13 protein-coding genes are annotated in these 21550 nt (G+C 74.1%); 6 read left to right on the top strand and 7 right to left on the bottom strand.

The window, feature by feature from the left end; all coding sequences use genetic code 11:
* Positions 1-41: 41 nt before the first annotated feature.
* From trmB to ACIPYQ_RS40810, 3 genes are all read right to left on the bottom strand, one after another.
* Positions 42-788, bottom strand: a complete 747-nt coding sequence (trmB, locus tag ACIPYQ_RS40820; RefSeq protein WP_361753557.1) for a tRNA (guanosine(46)-N7)-methyltransferase TrmB — start codon at positions 786-788, stop codon at positions 42-44.
* 221 nt (positions 789-1009) lie between these two features.
* The gene (gene lhgO / locus ACIPYQ_RS40815) at positions 1010-2248 is read right to left on the bottom strand and encodes an L-2-hydroxyglutarate oxidase (protein WP_383576383.1); all 1239 of its coding nucleotides are present in this window, start codon (positions 2246-2248) and stop codon (positions 1010-1012) included.
* A gap of 53 nt (positions 2249-2301) precedes the next feature.
* Positions 2302-4002 (bottom strand): sporulation protein, encoded by a 1701-nt coding sequence (locus ACIPYQ_RS40810; protein ID WP_401259721.1) that lies wholly within the window; start codon positions 4000-4002, stop codon positions 2302-2304.
* Positions 4003-4632: 630 nt separating this feature from the next.
* Here ACIPYQ_RS40810 and ACIPYQ_RS40805 point away from each other — a divergent pair.
* Positions 4633-6888 (top strand): asparagine synthase-related protein, encoded by a 2256-nt coding sequence (locus ACIPYQ_RS40805; RefSeq protein WP_401259720.1) that lies wholly within the window; start codon positions 4633-4635, stop codon positions 6886-6888.
* A gap of 16 nt (positions 6889-6904) precedes the next feature.
* On the opposite strand, the gene ACIPYQ_RS40800 is transcribed toward ACIPYQ_RS40805, so the two are convergent.
* On the bottom strand, positions 6905-8152 hold the full coding sequence (locus ACIPYQ_RS40800) for an MFS transporter (RefSeq protein ID WP_401259718.1): 1248 nt from the start codon (positions 8150-8152) through the stop codon (positions 6905-6907).
* A gap of 164 nt (positions 8153-8316) precedes the next feature.
* On the opposite strand from ACIPYQ_RS40800, the gene ACIPYQ_RS40795 reads away from it, so the two are divergent.
* Both ACIPYQ_RS40795 and ACIPYQ_RS40790 read left to right on the top strand, forming a co-directional pair.
* Positions 8317-8823 (top strand): MarR family winged helix-turn-helix transcriptional regulator, encoded by a 507-nt coding sequence (locus tag ACIPYQ_RS40795; protein WP_401259716.1) that lies wholly within the window; start codon positions 8317-8319, stop codon positions 8821-8823.
* 26 nt (positions 8824-8849) lie between these two features.
* Positions 8850-12227 carry an AfsR/SARP family transcriptional regulator gene (locus tag ACIPYQ_RS40790; protein ID WP_401259714.1) on the top strand — a complete coding sequence of 1126 codons (3378 nt, stop codon included), beginning with the start codon at positions 8850-8852 and terminating at the stop codon, positions 12225-12227.
* Between the two features lie 14 nt (positions 12228-12241).
* Here the strand turns inward: ACIPYQ_RS40790 and ACIPYQ_RS40785 are convergent, their stop codons facing one another.
* Complete coding sequence (locus ACIPYQ_RS40785; protein ID WP_401259712.1) at positions 12242-14278, bottom strand: sigma-70 family RNA polymerase sigma factor; 2037 nt, start codon at positions 14276-14278, stop codon at positions 12242-12244.
* A gap of 334 nt (positions 14279-14612) precedes the next feature.
* Positions 14613-15383, bottom strand: coding sequence for a TetR/AcrR family transcriptional regulator (locus ACIPYQ_RS40780; protein ID WP_401259711.1), 771 nt, complete (start codon positions 15381-15383; stop codon positions 14613-14615).
* A 341-nt stretch (positions 15384-15724) separates the two neighbouring features.
* Here ACIPYQ_RS40780 and ACIPYQ_RS40775 point away from each other — a divergent pair, with 341 nt between their 5' ends.
* Positions 15725-17143: an NAD(P)/FAD-dependent oxidoreductase gene (locus tag ACIPYQ_RS40775; RefSeq protein WP_401259710.1), complete on the top strand. Its 1419-nt coding sequence runs from the start codon at positions 15725-15727 to the stop codon at positions 17141-17143.
* A 135-nt stretch (positions 17144-17278) separates the two neighbouring features.
* Positions 17279-19138 carry a SpoIIE family protein phosphatase gene (locus ACIPYQ_RS40770; protein ID WP_401259735.1) on the top strand — a complete coding sequence of 620 codons (1860 nt, stop codon included), beginning with the start codon at positions 17279-17281 and terminating at the stop codon, positions 19136-19138.
* 97 nt (positions 19139-19235) lie between these two features.
* Here ACIPYQ_RS40770 and ACIPYQ_RS40765 read toward each other — a convergent pair whose 3' ends face one another.
* Positions 19236-20543, bottom strand: a complete 1308-nt coding sequence (locus ACIPYQ_RS40765; RefSeq protein WP_362238128.1) for an MFS transporter — start codon at positions 20541-20543, stop codon at positions 19236-19238.
* 121 nt (positions 20544-20664) lie between these two features.
* On the opposite strand from ACIPYQ_RS40765, the gene ACIPYQ_RS40760 reads away from it, so the two are divergent.
* Complete coding sequence (locus ACIPYQ_RS40760) at positions 20665-21201, top strand: MarR family winged helix-turn-helix transcriptional regulator (RefSeq protein ID WP_401259709.1); 537 nt, start codon at positions 20665-20667, stop codon at positions 21199-21201.
* The last annotated feature ends 349 nt before the right edge of the window (positions 21202-21550 follow it).

The following is a 21550-nucleotide window of genomic DNA, read 5'->3' as shown; positions in this document are numbered from 1 at the left end:
CATGACCCTAGCGAGCCGGTCTGACACGCGCAGTGACGTTGTCAGTTCTCCGTGCGACGGAAGAGCAAGTCGTGTACGACGTGGCCCTTGTCGAGACCCTGGCCCTCGAAGCGGGTGAGCGGCCGGAACGCGGGGCGCGGCGAGTAGCCGCCGTCGGCCTGCGTGTTCTCGAAGTCCGGGTGCGCGGTCAGGACTTCGAGCATCTGCTCGGCGTACGGCTCCCAGTCGGTCGCGCAGTGCAGCACGGCCCCGGGGGCCAGGCGGGTGGCGGCCAGCGTGAGGAACTCGGGCTGGATCAGCCGGCGCTTGTGGTGGCGGGCCTTGGGCCACGGGTCCGGGAAGTACACGCGGATGCCGGCCAGGGAGTCGGCCGGCAGCATCTCGCGGAGCAGGATGATGGCGTCGCCGTTGGCCACCCGGACGTTGGTCATCCCGCCCCGCTCGGCGAGGGCGAGGAGGTTGCCCTGCCCGGGGGTGTGCACGTCGGCGGCGAGGATCCCGGTGCCGGGGTCCTCGGCGGCCATCTGCGCGGTGGCCTCGCCCATGCCGAAGCCGATCTCCAGGACGACGGGGAGGCCGTCGAACATCGCCTCCAGGTCGATGACCTCGCGGCCGTCGATGTCCAGGCCCCAGGTGCCCCAGAGGCGCTTCAGGGCCTCGCCCTGGCCGGTGGTGACCCGGCTGCGCCGGGGCTGGAAGCTCCGGATCCGCCGCTCGTGGTGCGAGCCGGCCGGATCCGGCGAGGGCCCGTCGGGGAAGCGGGGCTCGGTCCGCCACTTGGGCGGCACGTACGAACTCGCCTCCGGCGCGGCGTCCGGGAGGCTGGGCGGCTGGGGGTTCAGGGACTCAGACACAATGCCGTGATTCTACGACGGGGGGTCGGTGCGCCGCCGCGCGTGCGGCGCTGCTGCCGGGGCTACGCCCCGGACCCTCCCCAGACTCCGTCCGGGGCCCCCGCCTCAAACTCCCCCAGCTACCGCTGGGAGGGGCCCCCAGGCGAGGCTGAATCTCAGGCCGAGCCGAGGGTGCGCAGGGCCCGGGAGGCGATCTCCCGGCCGATCGGCAGCGAAGCGGTGGCCGCGGGCGACGGCGCGTTCAGCACGTGGACCGTCCGCGGGGCGTCGCGGATCAGGAAGTCGTCCACGAGCGTCCCGTCCCGCAGGACGGCCTGCGCCCGCACCCCGGCCGCCGCCGGCCGGAGGTCCGCCGCGGTGACGGCCGGCAGCAGGCGCCGGACCGCCCGGGTGAAGGCCTGCTTCGACAGCGAGCGGTGGATCTCGCCCGTCCCGTACCGCCAGTGCCGTGCGGCCATCCGCCAGGATCCCGGCCAGGCGAGCTCGTCCGCGATGTCGCGGGGCCGCACCGTCGACCAGTCGTAGCCCTCGCGGGCCAGCGCGGGCACGGCGTTGGGCCCGACGTGGACCCCGCCGCCGATGCCCCGGGTGAGGTGGACCCCGAGGAAGGGGAACGCCGGGTCGGGCACCGGGTAGACCAGCCCGCGGACCAGGTCGGGGCGGGCCAGGTCGTAGTACTCGCCCCGGAAGGGGATGATCCGCATGCCCGGGTCGTCCCCGGCCAGGCGGGCGATCCGGTCGCACTGCAGGCCCGCGCAGTTCACCAGCACCCGCGCCCGGACCACCAGCCCCGACGTGGTGCGGACCGCGACGGCCGACGGGCGGCGGGAGATCAGGTCGACCGCACCGCCGTAGACGATCTCCGCACCCGAGGACTCCGCCAGCTGGGCGCTCACCCGGCCGTAGTCGACGATCCCGGTGCTGCCGACGTGGATCGCGGCCAGGCCCCGGACCTCCGGCTCGTACTCGGTGATCTGCGCCGGGCCCAGCTCGCGCACCGGGATGCCGTTCTCCCGGCCGCGCTGGACCAGGGCGTGCAGCCGCGGCAGCTCCTCCCGCTCCGTGGCGACGATCAGCTTGCCCGTCACCTCGTGCGGAATCCCGTGCTCCGCGCAGAACTTGACCATCTCGGCGGCGCCGCTCACCGCGAAGCGCGCCTTCAGCGAGCCCGGGCGGTAGTAGATCCCGCTGTGGATCACGCCGCTGTTGCGGCCGGTCTGGTGCCGGGCCGGGCCCGGTTCCTTCTCCAGGACGACCACCTTGGTCCCCGGAGCCAGGCTCGACAAGGCGTGCGCCGTCGACAGGCCGACGATCCCGCCGCCGATCACCAGCACATCGCAGTCCACGCCCACGCCGCCGCCCACGCTGACACCTCCCACCCCTGCATACTGCACCCCGGCACCGACAACGAGGCCACGCGGGTCCCGGGCCCGCCGTCCCTCAGGTCCTACGCCGGCGTCACCAGCAGCGGCCGGGCCCGCTCTCGCAGCTCCGCGACGCGCGGCTCGTCCCCGTACGGTTCCAGCCGGTGGAGCAGGTCCCGTACGTATTCGGTCGTCCGCGCCGAGGAGATCCTGCCCGCCACCTCCACCGCCCGGGTGCCCGCCGCGCACGCCGCGTCGAGATTGCCCGACTCCAGTTCGGCGACCGCGCTGACCACCAGCCGCAGCCCGTGCGAGCGTACGTACTCCTCCGTGGGCCGGGACAGCGCCTGCTCGGTGAAGCGCCGTACCTGCCGGGGGAGTTTGAGGTCCCGGTAGCATTCTGCCGCATCCGCCGCGAAACGGTCGTACGAGTAGAAACCCAGCCAGGTCGGGTCCGGATCGCCTTCCCGGGACCGCTCCAGCCAGCCCTCCGCCGCCCGCAGCGCCGCTCCGGCGGCCGTCGAATCGCCGGCCTTCGCATGCGCCCGCGCCTCGACCAGCCGGAAGAAGCTCATGGTGCGGGCGGTGGCCAGGCCGCGGTTGCGCTCGACGGCCGCCTGCGCCAGGTCCACGCCCTCGTCCGGGAAGTCCCGGTAGGTCGCCTGCAGGGACATCGAGGCCAGCACGTAGCCGCCGAGCGGGACGTCCGCGGCCGCGCGGGCGAGCCGCAGCGCCTGGATGTAGTAGCGCTGGGCCGCCTCCTGCTGGCCGGTGTCGAAGGCCATCCACCCGGCCAGCCGGGTCAGTTCGGCGGTCGCGCCGAACAGGGCGCGGCCCACCTCGTCGGTGTACGAGCCGAGCAGCAGCGGCGCCGCGTCCACCCGCAGGCACTCGGGCACCATCGACGAACGCCAGTCCCCGCCGCCGTACTTGGAGTCCCAGCGGCGCGCGTCCTCGGCGGCCTCGCGCAGCTTCGTCACATCGCTGTGGCCCACGCGCTGCCCGTGGTCGCGCGGCGTTTCGCCGCCGGGCTGCGCGGGCACAACGGTGGACGGCGGGCCCGCCGCCGGACCTGTCATCGGACCGGTCATCGGGCCTGTCGCCGGCCCGGTCGTGCGGCCCTCCGGGGAGGGCCTGGGACCGGGCGCCGCCGCCTCGTGCGCCGGCGCCGGGGCCGGCGTCTCGTGCGTCGCCGCGTCGTGAGCCGAGGGGGTGGCAGCAGTGACGGTGCTCTGCGCCGCCGGGCTGTGAGCAGCGGGGCCGTGGGCAGCGGGGCCGTGGGCCGCCTGGCCCTTACCCGTACCCGCCGGTTCCCGCGCCACCGAGCCGTCGGCGGGAGATATCAGCCAACGCGAGGCGGGCGTCGCGTACGCCGCCACCGAGAAGGAGCCCGCGAGCGACTGCCAGATCCCGCCACCGCCGCGGCGCCCGGCGAGGTCGAGCCGGTAGAGGTCGGTGGCCGAGCGCACCGCCGCGCCCACGTCGCGCGGGAAGGCCAGGCCGACCTCGGGCGCGGGGTCCGCGTCCGCCAGTCCGATCTCGTGCAGCGGCACCGGCCGCCCCAGCTTCGCCCCGATGGCGGCGGCGATCAGATGCGGGGCGGCGCCCTGCGGCACCATCCCCTTCGACACCCACCGGGCCACCGACGTCTTGTCGTACCGAAGCGTCAGGCCGCGCTGTGCGCCGAGGTCGTTGACCCGCCGGGCCAGCCCGGCGTTGCTGATGCCCGCGAGGGCGAGGACGGCGCCGAGCTTCTCATTGGGCTCGCGGAGCTCCCTGGACATGCGCCACCCCTCGTCACACGCGGAACGCATACGCCGCCGGGGCATAGGCGCCCGGCATTTCGTAAACCCAGCGTAGTTCCCCGCCTCCCAAGCGTTAAGGCCCTTACTTCCGTATGGCGGGATTGTTGTCCGTTTGCACAGTCCGGTCCGGGCCCCGCGCCGGGGCGCACGTGTCATCGCGTGCTCCGTCCGTGTGGCCGTGCGCCCGCCCGTGCGCTCTGGCCGGTCCGGGGGCCCGGCGATTCGATGTGCGGTGCGTGGGTCGGCCCGCTGCGCGGATCGGGCGGGCCGGGGGATGCCGCTACCTCAATCCCCGCGGGTGGCGGAACGGTCCGGGGGGCGGATTCCGCCTCCCGGACCGCGCCCGCGCACCGGGCTCCGGCAGCCCGGAACGGCCCTTCCAGCGGCCGAAGAATGGCTGAAAGCGACCTATAGGGTGGTGGGAACGGAACGCCAAATACCGCGTGGCCGGGGCGTGTTCGTTTGCATGTGCGCCCCCTTTAACCACTCTCGCACGCCTGTCCCGTGGCAGCATGGACCCCGAGCCATCCGGGGTCCCGCCGGCCGCGCCCTCAGCGCTGACCTGCTGCCCGTGCCCCGGTCATGTGCCCACAGGCTGGGGAGGCGGCGGTGCGCTGGTTGGTGGGTTGGAGCAGTATCGCCGCGAGCTTCGGCACGGCCGGCCGGGTCGCCGGCCACGGCTCGGGGCACGCCTCCGGCCAGGGTGCCTACGTCCAGGGCGGCCACGGCCCGGGCGGATACGGCGACGCGGGCGCACCCCTGCGCGGCGGCCTCGCGGACGCGGCCCACGCGGACGACCCCGGCGCGGACGCCGAACGCACCGTCCACCCCGTGGGCGCACAGCTCCTCTGGGGCGACCCCGACCCCCTCTGGGCCGTCGGCGACTGGCGCCCCGACGAGATCCGCACGGTCACCGCGGACCCCGCCGACCCCTTCACCCGGCTCGCCGTCCTCGGCTGCTGCGGCGCGACCGACGCCGAGCTGAGGCGAGCCCTCTACGCCGCCCGCGGCGGAGCCCTGCGCCACCTCACCCAGTGGTCCGGCAGCTACACCGCCGTCGTGCAGGCCGGCCGCCGCATCACCGTCGTCGGCGACCTCGCCGGCGCGCGCCCCGTCTTCTACACCCCCTGGGCGAGCGGCACGGCGTACGCCACCGCCGCCCTCCCGCTCGCCGACCTCATCGAGGCGCAGCTCGACATCGGCCACCTCGCCGCCCTGCTGGCCTGCCCCGACAGCCCGGAGGCGCTGGGCGACGGCACACCGTACGCCGGGGTCCGGCGCATCCCGCCCGGGCACGCGCTCATCCTCCGGGAGGGCTCCCGCGAGATCACCGGCTACGAACAGGTCGCCTCGCTCGCGGTGGCCGCCCCGGAGGCGGATCCCGAGCGCGCGGTGGAGGGCGTACGGGAAGCGTTGGTGGACGCGGTGCGCGCCCGGCTCACGGCGCCACGCCATGCTCCCGACACGCCCCCAGCTACCGCTGGGAGGGGCCCCCGGCCGTACGATCCCGGCCCCGTGCCCGGAATGGGCCCCGCCGACCGGCGCGCGGCCCGCGGCGCCCCGGCCCCCGGGGTGGGCGCCGACCTCTCCGGCGGCAGCGCCTCCGCGACCCTCGCCCTGCTGGCGGCCGGTCTGCCGGGGGCCCCTGGCACCCTGCTGAGCCCCGCCGGGGCCCGACTGCTGGCGGTGACCTTCAACGACCTGGCCACCCCGCAGGGGCGCGAGGCCGAACTGGAACGGGCCCGGGCCATCGCCGCCGACCCGCGCCTTCACCACGTCGTGGTGGCCGCCGCCGGGGAGGCCCTCCCGTACGCCGAACTCGACGGCCCGCTCACCGACGAACCCGGCCCCTCCCTCGTCTTCGCCGCCCGCGAGCGGCGAAGACTGGCCGCCGGCTCGGCCGACCACTTCACCGGCCACGGCGCCCGCCAGGTCCTCGACGCCCACCCGGCCCGCATGGCCGACCTCCTGATGGACCGGCGCCGGCGCCACCTGCTGCGCCCGGTGGCGGCGCTGGCCCGTTCGGCCTCCGCCGCCGGGGCCTCCGGGGAGTCGCTGCTGGTGCCGCTCACCGTGTACTCGGCGGCCCGAAGACTCGCCCGTACGACGTACCGCGCGGGCATGGAAGCCGCCGCGGCCCGGCTCCGCGAGGGCGGGGTCACCGAGCGCGCCTCCGGTCCGGTGGACGCCTCCCTCGCCGCCCTGACCTGGTCCCGGCCGGGACCTGCGGCCGGCTGGCTCACGGGGGAGGCGCTGGCGGAAGTATCGATCCGGCTGACGGTCGCGGCCGGCCGGCCGCCGCTGTCGCTGCGGCCCGGGGAGGCGCGGGCCCGTTCGCTGCTGGCCCGGCACGCCGCCGACCACCGGGTGTTCGAACAGGCCGTGGAGGTCCGCAGCCAGCGCCTGCACGCCCCCTTCCTGGACAACCAGGTCGTACGGGCCGCCCGCGCCCTCCCCGAGTCCCTGCGCGTCCAGCCCGGGGCCCGGGCGGAGATCCTGCGCAGCGTCCTGGCCTCGGCCGGAGTGCGCGAACTCCCGCCGGGCTGGGGCGCCACGGCCCACGCCCCGAACGAGACGGCCACCCGGCTGGGGCTGCGCGCCGCCCTGGACGAGCTGCTGTCGCTCTTCGCCTCCCCGCTGCTCGCGGACGCCGGCCTGATCGAGGCCCGGGTGGTGCGCCAGGCCCTGCTCGACGCGGCGGACGGCCGGCCGGTCCCGCTGGACGGGCTGGCGGAGCTCGTCTCGATGGAGCTGTGGCTGCGCCGGCTGCTGGCCCGCCGCGGCACCTGCTGGACGGGGACCTCGACGGCGCGCCGGCGGGCGGTGCCGGAGGGGGTCCCGGTGCACCGACCGGCCCTCTCGTGACGCTGCCGGACCGAGTTCAGGAGTCGAGGACCAGGGCGGTCGCGATCGCCGGGCCGAAGGCGCCGCCGAGCTGGTAGCAGAGGGTGAACAGGCCGATGGCCGTGGGGCGCTGGGCGTCGGGGACGCTCGACGCGGCGTGCGTCGACAGCACGGCGTTGGCACCGGTCGCGCCGAACACGCCGCCCAGGGTGGCGAGCAGCAGCAGCGTCCCGTGGCTCGCGAAGACCGCGATCAGCGCGGCCAGGGTGCCGATCCCCACCAGCACCGTGCGTACGGCCACCCGCCCCATGCGCGCCGAGCCCGCCGCCAGCAGCCAGGAGAGCGCGGATCCGGTGAGCAGGGCCACGAGCTGACCGGCCCCGGCCGCGCCGGTGTCCCAGCCCGCCCGGTCCGAGATCAGCCGGGGCACGGCGAACAGCAGGGTGAAGTACGAGGTCGACAGCGCGAGTGCCAGCAGCGCGGAGCAGAGGAAGAGGGGCCTGCGGATCAGCGCGGCCGGGACGAAGCCCTCGGGGCGCCGCCGCATGTGGAGCGCGAGCAGCAGCGTGGCGAGGGCCGCGGAGCCGAGGGCGGCGGCCGGGGCGTGGGGCAGCAGGACCAGGGCCGTGGCCAGCAGCGTCAGCAGCGCGGCGCCGCGCGCGTCGAACCTGCCCTGCGGGGCGGCCGCCGGGGCCTTCGCGTACGTGCGCACCGCGGGCACTGCCAGCAGGGAGACCAGGGACACCGAGAGCGAGAGCCGCCACGACACGGCGTGCGAGAGCTGGGCGCCGAGGAGCGGGCCGGTCGCGCCGAGCATGCCGAAGCCCGCGCTGATGACGCCCATCCGGCGGGCCGTCCCGGCCAGGCTCATCGCGGCCGCCACCAGGCCGGCGCCGCCCGCGGCCTGTGCGGCCCGCCCGAGGAGGGTGACGGGGAGCCAGGGGGATGCGGCGACGAGGAGCGTTCCGCCGAGGAGGAGGGCGCTGGACAGCCGGAGAAGCGGCGCGAGGCCGCGGCGGCGCAGCAGGCCGGCCAGCAGGGGGATGGAGACGGCCATGGCCCAGGCGAAGGCGGCGACGAGCCAGGCGGCGGTCGAGGTGCCCACCCCGAGGGAGCCGGCCATGTCCGGAAGGATCAGGACGGGTGCGTTGGTCGCTGCGGCGACGGGCGTGGCCAGCAGCGCCAGCCACAGGACGGGGACCGGGCCGGGCCGGCCGGCGGCGCTGCCGGCGTTCGTCGGACGCGCACCGGTACGGGTACGGGTACGTGGCGCTGTTGTGGTCATGGTGATGTCCGCTCCGATCCATCTCAAGGTTCAGAATCTCAACGTTGAGATAAAATCAGAGCAGTTCTCTGAACGTCAAGTGTCTCAACGTTGAGATATCCTTCTCGTGGGGCGGCGGGGACGAGAAGCACGACAAAGAAGACGCACGAGGATGAGGACGCGACATGAGTGACGCAGTGGACGCGATCGTCGGCCAGTGGACGGCCGAGCGCCCCGAGCTGGCGGCCGGCCTGTGGCCCGTCGAGGTGCTGGCCCGCGTCCAGCGGATGAACCGGATCATCGACCGGCACCTCAAGGCCTTCGCGGCCGAACGGGACCTGGAGGTGGGCGAGCTCGACATCCTCTTCACCCTCCGCCGGTCCGGATCCCCGTACGCGCTCACCGCCGGCGCCCTCATCCCGGCCGCCATGGTGACCTCGGGTGCGATCACCAACCGCATCGACCGCATGGAGGCCAAGGGCCTGGTCGAACGGGTCCGGGACGGGCAGGACCGCCGCTCGGTCCGCATCCGCCTCACCGAGCAGGGCCTCGCGCTCACCGAGTCGCTGATCGCCGATCACCTCAGCCACTACGCCGAGCTGCTCGCCCCGCTCGACCCCGCCACCTGCGCCACGGTCGCCGAGGCCCTGCGCACCCTGCTGGAGGCGAACGGCGACACTTCGATCACGTGAGCCCGGCGGCGGGGCAGAATTGGCGGGTGCGGTATCTCATCCTTGGCGTCACCGAGGCGCGCGACGAGACCGGCGCCCCCCTCCCGGCAGGCGGCGCCCGCCTGCGCGCGCTCCTCGCCGCCCTCGCCCTGCGCGCGGGCCGCCGGGCCTCCGTCGCCGAACTCGTCGACGACGTCTGGGCCGACGACCCGCCCCAGGACGCGCCCGCCGCCCTCCAGGCCCTCGTCGCCCGGCTGCGCCGCGCGCTCGGCGGCCGGGACGCCATCACCGCCGACCCCGCCGGCGGCTACCGGCTGGCCGCCGCCCCCGACGACATAGACCTGCACCGGTTCACCCGGCTGGCGGCCCAGGGCGGCCGGGAGCTGGCCACGGACCCGGCCGCCGCCGCCCACACCCTCCGCACCGCCCTCTCCCTCTGGCGCGGGCCGGCCCTCGCCGACCTCCCCGAACCGGCCCGCACGGGTCACGCCGCCGGCCCCGAGGCCCGCCGCTCCGCCGCCCTCCGCGACCGCATCGAGGCGGACCTGCGCAGCGGCGCCACCGCCCCGGCCGCACTCCTGCCGGAGATCGAGGCGCTGATCCAGGCGTCCCCGTACGACGAACCACTGCGCGCCCAGCAACTCCGCGCGCTGCGCGCCGCCGGCCGCCCCGCCGACGCCCTGGCCGCCTACGAACGCACCCGCCGCGCCCTGGCCGACGCCCTGGGCACCACCCCCGGCCCCGAACTCACCACCCTCCACGCCCAACTCCTCGACCCCGCACCGGCCCCCGTCCCACCGCCCGCCCCCACACCTGCACAGCCCGCGCCGCCGCCCGGGTCCGTACACCCGCAGCCGCCGCTCGGGGAGCCGCAGGCCCCGTACCCGCAGGCCCCGTACCCCCCGGCCCCGCCGCAGGCCCCGTACCCGCAGGCTCCGCCGCAGGCCCCGTACCCGCAGGCTCCGCCGCAGGCGCCCCGCGGGAACCTCCGGCCCCGGCTGACCTCCTTCGTCGGTCGTGAGCCCGAACTCGCCGCCCTGCGCGAGGACCTGGCCCGGCTGCGCCTCGTCACCCTCACCGGCCCCGGCGGTTCCGGGAAGACCCGTCTCGCCGAACACGCGGCCGCCGCCCACCCCGAAGCCGGCTGGATCGTCGAACTCGCCCGTCTCGACCACCCCGCGGCCGTTCCCGGCGCCGTCCTCAGCGCGCTCGGCCTGCGCGAGAACTCCCTCGTCGCCCGCGAGAACACCGCCGCCGCCGACCCCACCACCCAGCTCGTCGAACACTGCGCGCACCGCAGCCTGCTCCTCGTCCTCGACAACTGCGAGCATGTGATCGGTGCGGCGGCCGAGTTGGCGGAGGAGCTCCTGGCGCGCTGTCCGGGGGTGCAGATCCTGGCGACGAGCCGGGAGCCCCTGGGGGTGCCGGGGGAGTCGCTGCGTCCGGTGGAGCCGCTGCCCGATCCCGTGGCGCTGCGGCTGCTCGGTGACCGTGGGGCCGCGGCCCGGCCGGGGTTCCGTACGGACGACGATCCGGCCGCGGCGGCGGAGATCTGCCGGCGGCTGGACGGTCTGCCGCTCGCCATCGAGCTGGCCGCCGCCCGGTTGCGGCTGCTCACCCCGCGCCAGATCGCCGACCGGCTCGACGACCGGTTCCGGCTGCTGACCAGTGGTGCCCGTACGGTCCTGCCGCGGCAGCAGACCCTGCGGGCCGTCGTCGACTGGTCGTGGGACCTCCTCGACGAGCCCGAGCGCACCGTCCTGCGCCGTCTGTCCGTCTTCGCCGGCGGCTGCGACCTGGCCGCCGCCGAGGCCGTCTGCGCCGACCCGTCCTACGACACCGCCGACGTCCTCGGCTCCCTCGTCGACAAATCCCTCGTCCTGGCCGAACCGGACGACGCCCACGGCATGCGCTACCGCATGCTCGAAACCATCCACGAGTACGCCGCCGAGCGCGCCGGCGCCCACCCGGAAGACGCCGGGGCCACCGCCCGCCGCCACGCCGCCCACTACCTCGCCTTCGCCGAGGAGGCCGATCCCCTGATCCGCTCCGCCGCCCAGCTCCCCTGGATCCGGCGCGTCGAGACCGAGCTCGACAACCTCCGCACCGCCCTGCACACCACAGCCGCCGCGGACACCGACGTCCACACCGCCCAGCGCTTCGTCTTCGCCCTCGGCTGGTTCTGGTGGCTGCGCAACTACCGCGCCGAGGGCGCCGAGTGGACCACCCGCGTCCTCGCCCTCACCGCCGCCGAACCACCCGAGGGCACGCCCGCGTACTGGCGGTACATGCGCCTCCAGGTCCTCGGCATGTTCCTGCTCGCGGAGAGCAACTCCGCGGAGAAGTTCCGCACCCCCGAGTACCGCGACCTCGCCGCCCGCATCAAGAAGACCTTCCGCCAGGGATCCCCCGAGACCACCCTCTTCCCCGGGATGCTCTGGCCCACCACCGCCTTCCTCGTCGGCGATCCCCTCGACTTCCACCTCCACCTCGACGAGTCCGTCGCCAACTGCCGCCGCCACGCGGGTGACTGGGAACTCGGCGTGGTCCTCATGCTCCGCACCCACGTCGCCATCGACCTCATGGGCGGCCTGCCCACCGTTGACGCCGACCTCGCCGAACTCCACGAGATCGCCCACCGCGTCGGCGACCGCTGGACCCGCGCCCAGGTGGCGAGCGCTGCCGGGGAGGTCGCCCTCCTGCGCGGCCGGTACGCCGAGGCCCGCACCGAGTACGAGGAGTGCCTGCGCCTCGCCCGTGAGGTCGGGGCCCACATCGAGGCGCCCTTCGCCCTCGCCCGGATCGCCGGGGCCGCCTACAGCGCGGGTGACTTCGACGAAGCCGAACACCTCCTGGCCGAGGCCGACCGGGAGTCCGGCCGCCACGGCGGGGTGCACGACGTCAGCAGCTTCGCCCGGCTCCTCGCCGCCCTGCTCGCCCTCCAGCGCGGCGACTTCGCATCGGCCCGGAGCGAGTGCGAGGCGGCCCGCGCCGAATCCGTACGGATCACCGTGCCCGCACAGCTCACCGCCGGGCTGGACAGCGTCGACGCCGTTCTCACCGCCCACGAACAGGGCCCGGCCGCCGGTCTCGCCAAGATCGGGCCCGGTCTCGCCGCCGCCGTCACCGCCCGGTGCGCCGAGCGCATCCTGGCCGGGTTGGCCGAGGTGGCCGCCGTGATGCTGGCCGACGACGGCCGGCCGGCCGAGGCCGTACGGGCCCTCGCGGCGGCCACCGCCTGGCGTGCGGGCCAGCCGCGCTCGGTCCCCGAGAGCGGCGCCGTGGACGGGCTCCCGGAACGGACCCGCGCGCTCCTCGGCCCGGCCCGCTACGCCCGGGAAGAATCCGCCGGGACCGCGCTCACCCCGGCCCAACTCGCCACGGCACTCACGGCGACGCCCACCGCGCTGCCCACGGACAACTGATCATCGGCAGCGGATCACCGGCAACTGATCACGGCGTCGGCCCAGCTCGCCAGCGTCGGCAGGCTGCCCGGCCCGGCCTTCTCCACCACCAGCCGCAGCGTCTTGCGCCCGGCGAGCGACACCTGCACGCCCTCCGGCGGGTCCTCGTGGCCGAGGGCGGCGGACTGCCACAGCCGCTGCCCGTCGCCGTACACGGAGAACCGCACCGAACCGTCGGTGAAGATCGACAGGCCGTCCACCCCGGCCTGCGCCGAGAAGCTCGTGCACTGCCGGTTGAGGGTGATCTCCACCGAGGAACGCGAGTTCACGGTGATGCCCTGCGAGAACCGGCGGCCGCCCACCTCCAGCCCCCAGCGCTGCCACACCCAGCTACTGCGCCAGGTCTGCACCTCGGGACCGCTGTGGTCCCCGTAGGCCGAGTGCGCGAGCCGGGCCAGCTGGAACTCCTGCGACGGCTTCGACGGCGGCGGGGTCGGCTTCGCGGAGGTGCTGCTCGGTGACGGCGCCGGCGAAGGCCTCTCCCGGCTCGGCGAGGGCGAGGGCGAGGGCGACGGGGACGCGGACGCGGACGGCGACGGGACCGCAGGAGCAGCGGAGGCCGGAGCCGAAGGCGTCGGCATCGGTCCCTGCGTCGGCCCCTGCGTCGGCCGTACGGAACCCCGCGGGCGCGGCGCCTCCTCCCCGGGCGGGCTCGGCTCCGCCGAGGGCGAGGCGGGAGCCTCCGGCGCGGCCGGCGCCACCACACCGGGCGCGGGCTTCGCCCGGACCGGCGGCTCGGGATCGTCCCCGGCGAGGGCGAACACCACCCCGGCGGCCGCGGCCACCGCGATCCCGGCCGCGATGGCGGCCTTGGCCGGCAGCCCGAGCCCCTCGGAAGCCAGCACACCCCCGGCCCCGCCACCAGCGCCCGTCCCGGCGGCCCCGCCACCGGCACCGGCCGCGCCCGCGGCACCACCCGAGGCCCCGGCTCCGGCCGTCCCGGCTCCCGCCGTCGACCCCCCGGAGGCGGCGGCCGCGGCTCCGGCCCCGCCCGCGGCAACGGCCCCACCCGCCACCACCCCGGCGGCCTTGGCCGCGTACCCGGCGGCGAACCATCCGATGACCGCGACCGGAAGCAGCGCGGGAATCCCCGCATTGACGTCCTTGAGCTCCCCGGCCGCCAGCCGGCACTTCACGCACTCCTCCAGGTGCTTGCGCAGCCCCCGCTCCGCCCGCATCCGCAGCCCGCCCCGCGCGTAGGCGCCCAGCCGGTCCGAGTAGCGCGCGCAGTCGCCGCCCTCGCTCAGCGCCGCACTCACGTGGGCCTGCAGATAGGCCTGCTTGAGCCCTTCCCGGGCACGACTGGCCAGCACCGCGGTCGCGTTGGCGCTGAGCCCGAACAGCGGGGCGATCGAGCTCGGCGACGCCTCCTCGACGGTGGTGTGCCACAGCACGGCCTGCCACCGCTCGGGCAGGCTGCGGAAGGCCTGCATGGCCAGCGACTGCTCGGCCTCGTGCATAGCCCGCACGTCCGCGCCCAGTTCGAGCGTGTCGTCCCCGGACAGCCCCGAGATCCCGGCTCCGCTCTCCGAGCCCGTGCCCGCCTGCTCCGCGAAGACGGCGAAGTCCTCGACGAGGTGCTCCCGCTTGGCCGTCTTGGCCCAGGCCGCGGCAACCCTCCGTACGGTCGTCAGCAGGTAGGCCCGCACCGACTGGTCCGGCCCGGCCCCGCCCCGTACCGCCTGCAGGGTCCGCGCGAACACCTCGGCGGTCAGGTCGTCTGCGGTGTGCCCGTCGCGGCAGCAGGTCCGCGCGTAGCGTCGTACGGAATCGGCGTGGCGACGGAACAGCTCCTCGTACGCACCGTCGTCCCCGCCCCGCATCCGGGCGATCAAGTCGGCGTCGGACGGAGGGACTTCGCTCCCGACGCCGCCGGGTCCGGAAGAGCCCGCGTGGCGTGCGTGACGCCCGCCCGGTTCGCGCTGGGCCGGCACCTGCCGTGCGGGCAGGCTGCCCGCCTCGAGCTCGCTGCCGGCGCCACCGAGTGGCTCTTCCCGCCCGTCAACGCTCATCGCGGAAGCCCCCGCACGACACACTCAACCGGTACACCGTTCAAGCGTGTCACACGGCGGACGCGCGCCGAACCCCTCTGCGCGCCATCCACTCGTCCGGGCATAATTCGGCGAATCGCGCGACTGTCGCCCCGACGTGCGAACGCCCCGACGACGCAAGAACCCGGCGATGTCCGACGATGCAGGAGTCCGACGATGAGAGGACCCGACCTCCAAGAGCGCGCCCTTCGAGAAGCGCGCCCTTGGACAAGCCGGGCCAACGCCCGCACCGGTCACCCGGCCCGGCATCCGCCCGGCGCCGAAGGGGCGCCGAGCCGATGACGGCCCGCGCAGGTCACGCCGTCCGGGACCGCAGCCCTTCGAGCAGGATGTCGAGCAGCCGGGTCGAAGCCGCCGCCTGCTGCGCCGGGTCGGGCAGCGCGGGCGCCGCCGTCGCTATCACCAGCAGGACATCGGCCACCGTGACGTCGGCACGCAGCTCACCGGCCTCCCGTGCGCGGTGCACCAGCCGGCCGACGACCTCCAGCAGTGCACCCGCACCCGCGTCGTCCGAGGGCTCGTCCTCGGACGCACCGCGCGTGCCCACGACCCGCAGATCGGGGGAACCCGTGGCCGCGACGGCCTGGCGCTGCTGCGGAACCCGAGCCGCCTCCGCTTCCTCCGCGTCCTCGCTCGCCGCGCCGACCCGCAGCACCTGCGGCGGCAGCAGCCGCCCGGCACCCGAGGCCACGGAGGTGCGCAGGAAGCGCGACAGCGCCTGCCACGGCTCCTCCTCCTGGCCCAGCGCGGTCCTGGCCTGCTCGGTCAGCCGGGCGGTCTCCTCTTCGGCTATCCGCCGGACGAGGACGTCCTTGCTCGGGAAGCGCCGGTACACGGTGCCGACACCGACCCGGGCGCGCCGCGCCACGTCCTCCATCGGAGCCCCGTAGCCCAGCTCGCCGAAGACCTCGCGGGCCGCCCGCAGCACGTGCTCCAGGTTGCGCTGGGCGTCCACGCGCAGCGGCGTGGACCGGCCTACGCCGTGCGTGGTGCCGCCCGCGAGCGCGCGACCGTTGCTCTCGACCGAGAGCGCGGTCGCAGAACCATGGAAATCGGAAATGTTCATATGTTTCCCCCGGTAATCATTTGTCTCCCCCCGGAGACACTCCCCGCCTTCACGTCGAGGGGGCCGCGGTCTCGGGCCCGGTCGTACTACTCCTCGACGAGATACGAACATAGTTGAGCCAGAGTCAATTCAGAAGAGGCAGCCCCGGACGGACCACCGCCCGATCGGAGCATTCACCCCCACTTTTCCGTTCCATACCCCCGGAATCTCCCGTTCCGTGCAGCCTGACCTGCACATTTACGCCCACACCGAACGTCCTCTTCCGCCCCGTCCCACCACCACCTCCGGTCACACAATTTGTCGGGCCTGTGGACAAACTCCCGGCCACGTTGCGTCATGGGATGGTGAAGGCTGCTAACTCCCGGGGCACGGCCCCCGGTACCCCGCCCCGTACGCGCATCCTGATCGTCGGCGGCGGCTACGTCGGCATGTATACGGCGCTCCGGCTCCAGCGAAAGCTGAGAGCCGGCGAAGCCGAGGTCACGGTGGTCACCACCGAGCCCTACATGACGTACCAGCCCTTCCTCCCCGAAGCGGCCGCGGGCGCCATCTCCCCCCGCCACGTCGTGGTCCCCCTGCGCCGCGTCCTCGGCAAGTGCCGCATCGTCATCGGCGAGGCCCAGCGCATCGACCACTCCAAACGGACCGTGACCGTCGCCACCCTCGCCACCGCCGACGAGGGCACCGGTCCCGTCGAGATGGAGTACGACGAACTCGTCCTCGCCCCGGGCTCCATCTCCCGCACCCTCCCCGTCCCGGGACTCGCCGACTACGGCATCGGGTTCAAGACCGTGGAAGAGGCCATCGGCCTGCGCAACCACGTCATCGAGCAGATGGACATCGCCTCCTCCACCCGCGATCCCGCCCTCCGCGACGCCGCCCTCACCTTCGTCTTCGTCGGCGGCGGCTTCGCGGGCGTCGAAGCCCTCGGCGAGCTGGAGGACATGGCCCGCTACGCGGCGCGGTACTACCACAACATCAAGCCCGAGGACATGAAGTGGGTCCTCGTCGAGGCGAGCGACCGTATCCTCCCCGAGGTCGGCCCCGAGATGGGCGTCTACACCGTCCGCGAACTGCGCCGCCGCAACATCGACGTCCGGCTGGAGACCCGGCTCGACTCCTGCGAGAACCGCGTCGCCGTCCTCAGCGACGGAGCCCGCTTCCCCACCCGCACCGTCGTGTGGACCGCCGGAGTCAAACCGCACCCCATCCTGGCCGCCTCCGACCTGCCCAAGAACGAGCGCGGCCGCCTGGCCTGCACCTCCTTCCTCACCGTCGAAGGAGTCGAGCACGCCTGGGCCGCGGGCGACGCCGCCGCCGTCCCCGACATCACGGCGGCCGAGAAGGGCCGCGAATGCGCCCCCAACGCGCAGCACGCCGTCCGCCAGGCCAAGGTCCTCGCCGACAACCTCCTCGCCGCCCTGCGCGGCGAGGTCCTGACCGAGTACGCCCACAAGTACGCCGGTTCGGTCGCCTCCCTCGGCCTCCACAAGGGCGTCGCGCACATCTACGGCCGCAAGCTCAAGGCCTACCCGGCCTGGTTCATGCACCGCGCATACCACCTCAGCCGCGTCCCCAGCTTCAACCGCAAAATGCGCGTGCTCTCCGAATGGACCCTCTCCGGCCTCTTCAAGCGTGAGATCGTCTCCCTGGGGTCCCTCGAACATCCCAGGGCAGAATTCGAACTGGCCGCAGGTGGCGGCCCCAAGGCCCCTCCCCCGCCCCCCGCCCCCAACCCCCCGAAGAACGGCCAGGGCTGACGTTGTCAGTGCGGTCGGCCACACTGGACGTGTGACCATAGGTGGGCTCACCCCTGCACAGAGTGACATCGTCCAGTCAGCGACCGCCCACGAGCGACACAGCGACCACTCGCGACACCACGAGGCTTGAACGCAGTGAACTTCACGCGCTGGAGCGCCCGGTTTCCCGGAACGCAGCGCCGCGCCGCCGCCCGGACCGAACACGCCGCCGCCCAGGCCAAGCGGGGTGAAGGCGCGGTCCCGGCAGCCCGCGGCGGCCGCGCCGACCCCGGAACCGAGCGGCCCACGCCCGCCGCCGACGGCCACCCCGCCGACCCCACGGTCTCCGGAACCGGCACCGGCACGAGCGGCGGATCAGGCAGCGGCACAGGCACAGGCACAGGCAGCGGCACCGGTCCCGCCGGCGGCACGGCCACAGCCCGGCGGACCGGCGTCCTCACCGCCGTCCCCTCCCTCGACGAGCTCTCCGTGCGCGAGGTCCTCGGCCGGCTCCCCGCCCTGGTCGCCCTCGTCCACGGCCCCGAGCACCGCGTCGCCTACGTCAACGACGCCTACACCGCCGGCTTCGGCGCCCGCACCCCCGGCGCGCCCGCCCACGAAGCCCTCCCCGAACTCGGCGAGCTCGGCCTCCTCCCGCTCCTCGACCAGGTCCAGCGCAGCGGCAAGTCCCGTACGGCCAAGAACCGCACCGCACCCGGCGGCGCCCACTCGTACACCGTCACCTGCACCCCGGTCGAGTTCCCCAAGGCCAAGACCGGCACCGGCACGGACGCCGAAGCCGGCAGCGTGGCGGAGGCCCACCACACCGGCGTCCTCATCCACCTCGCCGACGTCACCGACCACGCCGAGGCCGTCGAGCGGCTCCGCGCCAGCGAACGCCGCCAGCGCGAGGCCGCCGTCACCCTCCAGCGCTCCCTGCTCCCGCAGGAACTGGAACAGCCCGACGACCTCCGCATCGCCGCCACCTACCAGCCCGGTGGCACCGAGGCCGCCGTCGGCGGCGACTGGTACGACGTGATCACCCTCGGAGCGGGCCGCACCGCCCTCGTCATCGGCGACGTCATGGGCCGCGGAGTCCGGGCCGCCGCCGTCATGGGCCAGCTGCGCACCGCCGTACGCGCCTACGCACGCCTCGACCTGCCCCCGCACGAGGTGCTCCAGCTCCTCGACGGCCTCGCCGCCGAGATCGACGCCAGCCAGATCGCCACCTGCGTGTACGCCGTCCACGACCCCAACGAGGGCCTGCTCGCGTACGCCTCGGCCGGCCACCTCCCGATCCTGGTCCGCGACGAGGACGGCACCGTACGCAGAGCCGCCGACCCCACCGGCCCACCGCTCGGCACCGGCGGCTGGCTGCACACCTCGGGCACCATCGCCCTCGGCCCCGGCTCCACCGCCGTCCTCTACACCGACGGCCTGGTCGAACGCCGCGGCGAGGACATCGACGAGGGCGTCGCCGCCCTGGAACGCGCCCTCTCCGGCGCCCAGGGCACCCCGGCCGTCATCTGCGACCGCCTGATGCGCGCCCTCGGCGTGGACGCCGACCACGACGACGACGTCGCCGTGATGGTCCTCCAGCAGCCCGCCCGCACCGGATCGGACGCCGAGCTCTTCCACAACGCCGCCCTGGAACTCCTCGGCGGCATCGAGGCGGCCCCGCGCGCCCGCGCCTTCGCCCAGGGAGTCCTCGCCTCCTGGCGCTTCCCGGTCGAGCTGTGCGACCTCGGCGTCCTGGCCGCCAGCGAGCTCGTCGCGAACTCCCTCCAGCACGGCACCCCGCCGATGCGCCTGCGCCTGCGGCGCACCGACCGCCGCCTGATCATCGAGGTCACGGACGGGGACGACCACCTCCCGCGCCGCCGCCGTGCCGAGCCGGGAGACGAGACCGGCCGCGGCATCTCGATCGTCGCCACCATCGCCTCCTCGTGGGGCTCCCGCCGCACCCCGGGCGGAGGCAAGGCCGTCTGGTGCGAGTTCGCCCTGCCGGACAAGTAGCAGCCGAACGCACGGAAGGCCCCGGTCCACAAGGACCGGGGCCTTCCGCACATCTGTTCACTCACGCGTACGTATATACGTGCCCACGCGTACGTCCCTACGCGCTCACGGGCTCCGCGCCGGCGGCGGCCTTCGCCGCCACGACCGGACCGCCCTGCGCCACGACCCGGCTCGCCAGCCACGGGTTGTCCTGCGCCGGGCTCAGCCGCCTGCCGAGCCGCAGCGCCAGACCGGCGATCCCCAGCGACACGAGCACGAAGACGCCGATGTAGAGCATCGGAACGCCCGCGCCGAGCGGCACCCCGAGCGGTCCCAAGGCCAGCGCCATCTGCTTGACCAGCGCGAAGGCCGAGTTGTACTGGCCCACCGAGCCCTCGGGAGCCAGGTCGGCCACCAGCGGCGCCAGGGTCGGCGACAGCATGGCCTCGCCGATGCCGAAGAGCGCGTACGTGGTGATGAACGCGGCCGCGGCCATCATCGCGCTGCCGTGCCCCAGACCCGAGAACCCGGCGATGACCCACGCCACGGTCCAGATCAGACCGACGAGCGCGATCACACGGGACCGGCGGCGCTTCTCGACCAGCCGGAGCACGACGAACTGCGCGACGACGATCGCACCGGTGTTGGCCGCGAGCGCGAAACCGAGCGTGGAGGGGGAGATCCCGGCGGCCTCGGTACCGAAGGCGGCCAGACCCGACTCGAACTGTCCGTAGCAGGCGAAGAACACCACGAAGCCCAGCACGCACAGCTGCACCATGGCCTTGTGCCGGAGCAGCCGCTTCCAGCCGCCGCCCGCCTGCGCCGGGTCCTTGGGCCGGGCGTCCTTGAACCCCTGCACCTGCGGAAGGCGCACGGTGGCGATGACGCCGGCCAGCACCAGGAACATCACGGCCTCGATGCCGAACAGCAGGGTGAAGCTGCCGGGCCGGCTCTCGTCGACGATCTGGCCGCCGATGAGACCGCCGATGCCCAGGCCCAGGTTCTGCATGAAGAACTGCAGGGCGAAGGCACGGGTCCGGGTGGACGGAGTGGAGCACCACACGATCATCGTGGCCAGCGCCGGCTGCATCACGGCCTGCCCGGCGCCGAGCGCCAGGGCGGAGAGCAGGATGGGCACGATGCCGGTGGAGAGCCCGAGCGAGAGCGCACCCGCCGAGGCGGCCACGGCCGCACCCATGACCACGGGCACCGGACCACGGCGGTCGATGACCCGACCGGTGAAGGGCAGCGCGACGAGAGCGCCCAGGGCGAAGGCCACGAACGCGCTCGTGGCGGCCATGGAGCCCAGATCTCGCACCTGCGCCACATAGATGTAGAGGAACGGAACCGTGAAACCGATGCCGAACGCGGTCAGCGCGTTCCCGGCCTGGATCCGCCGCATCGCAGCGCCCATCACCTTGGTCACTTCTCACCTGCCTTTGAGAGCCGAAGACTGAAGACTTCAGAACTTCATACCTAAACTTCGATGCTTAACTCTACACACCGAAGGAGTTAGACGCCAACGAGCTCGTGCCATACTTCGATCCATGGGTGACACCCCCGACGGCACTACGCCCGTCCACGAGCCGAGCCTCGATGAGCAGATCGCCGTCTATCAGCGCGAGTTCCAGGACCTCGACCCCCAGGTCGAGAAGGTCGTGTCGGCACTGAGCCGCCTCCACCGCCGGATGAACGTCGCGTACGGACGCCAGACCGCGGCGCTGGGCATCAGCAACGCGGAGTGGGAGGTCCTCAAGGCCCTGGTCATCTCCGGATCCCCGTACCGCATGGGCCCGAGCGAACTCGCGAAGCAGCTGGGCCTCACGCCGGCGGCGATGACCCACCGGATCGACCGCATGACCGCGGAAGGACTGGTCACCCGCGAACGGGACGAGTCCAACCGGGTCCGAGTGATCGTGGAGCTCACCGACGAGGGCCGCAGCAAGTGGCTGGACGCGATGCGCGCGGCCACGGTCTTCGAGGAGGACCTCCTCCAGGACCTCTCCACAGCGGAGCGCGGGGCGCTCGGCGACATGCTCACCCGGCTGCTGGACCGCGTCGAGGGCCTCCAGTCCCCCAGCTGACCACCGGGGTTGACACGGCCCTGGTCGATCCGTAAGGTTCTTCGAGTTGTCCCTGGACCGGAAGGTTGAGGCGACAACGAATCCCGCCGCCTCGTTGCGGCACCCAACTCAGCACGATCTCCCACCGGGAACGAATTCGGCATGCCCGAATTCATTTCCGAAGGCCGATTATGAATCGCCGGGGAAATCCACTAGAGTTCGGGAGTCGGAAGGGCCCAACAGCCCGGAAGACAAACCCCGCTGACTGGGGGTCAGGCCCGAAAGAGTCTGATAGAGTCGGAAACGCAAGAACAGAACGAAAGCCCGGAGGAAAGCCCGAGAGGGTGAGTACAAAGGAAGCGTCCGTTCC

This window comes from Streptomyces sp. NPDC090045, assembly GCF_044747975.1.
Lineage (GTDB): Bacteria > Actinomycetota > Actinomycetes > Streptomycetales > Streptomycetaceae > Streptomyces.
This window is presented reverse-complemented; position numbering and strand designations above follow the sequence as displayed.

What these genes read in the sequence shown, in the direction of transcription:
- ACIPYQ_RS40810 (WP_401259721.1), bottom strand. Translation starts at nt 4,002, where the DNA reads ATGTCCAGGGAGCTCCGCGAGCCCAATGAGAAGCTCGGCGCCGTCCTC.
- ACIPYQ_RS40800 (WP_401259718.1), bottom strand. Translation starts at nt 8,152, where the DNA reads ATGACCACAACAGCGCCACGTACCCGTACCCGTACCGGTGCGCGTCCG.
- ACIPYQ_RS40795 (WP_401259716.1), top strand. Translation starts at nt 8,317, where the DNA reads ATGAGTGACGCAGTGGACGCGATCGTCGGCCAGTGGACGGCCGAGCGC.
- ACIPYQ_RS40785 (WP_401259712.1), bottom strand. Translation starts at nt 14,278, where the DNA reads ATGAGCGTTGACGGGCGGGAAGAGCCACTCGGTGGCGCCGGCAGCGAG.
- ACIPYQ_RS40780 (WP_401259711.1), bottom strand. Translation starts at nt 15,383, where the DNA reads ATGAACATTTCCGATTTCCATGGTTCTGCGACCGCGCTCTCGGTCGAG.
- ACIPYQ_RS40775 (WP_401259710.1), top strand. Translation starts at nt 15,725, where the DNA reads ATGGTGAAGGCTGCTAACTCCCGGGGCACGGCCCCCGGTACCCCGCCC.
- ACIPYQ_RS40760 (WP_401259709.1), top strand. Translation starts at nt 20,665, where the DNA reads ATGGGTGACACCCCCGACGGCACTACGCCCGTCCACGAGCCGAGCCTC.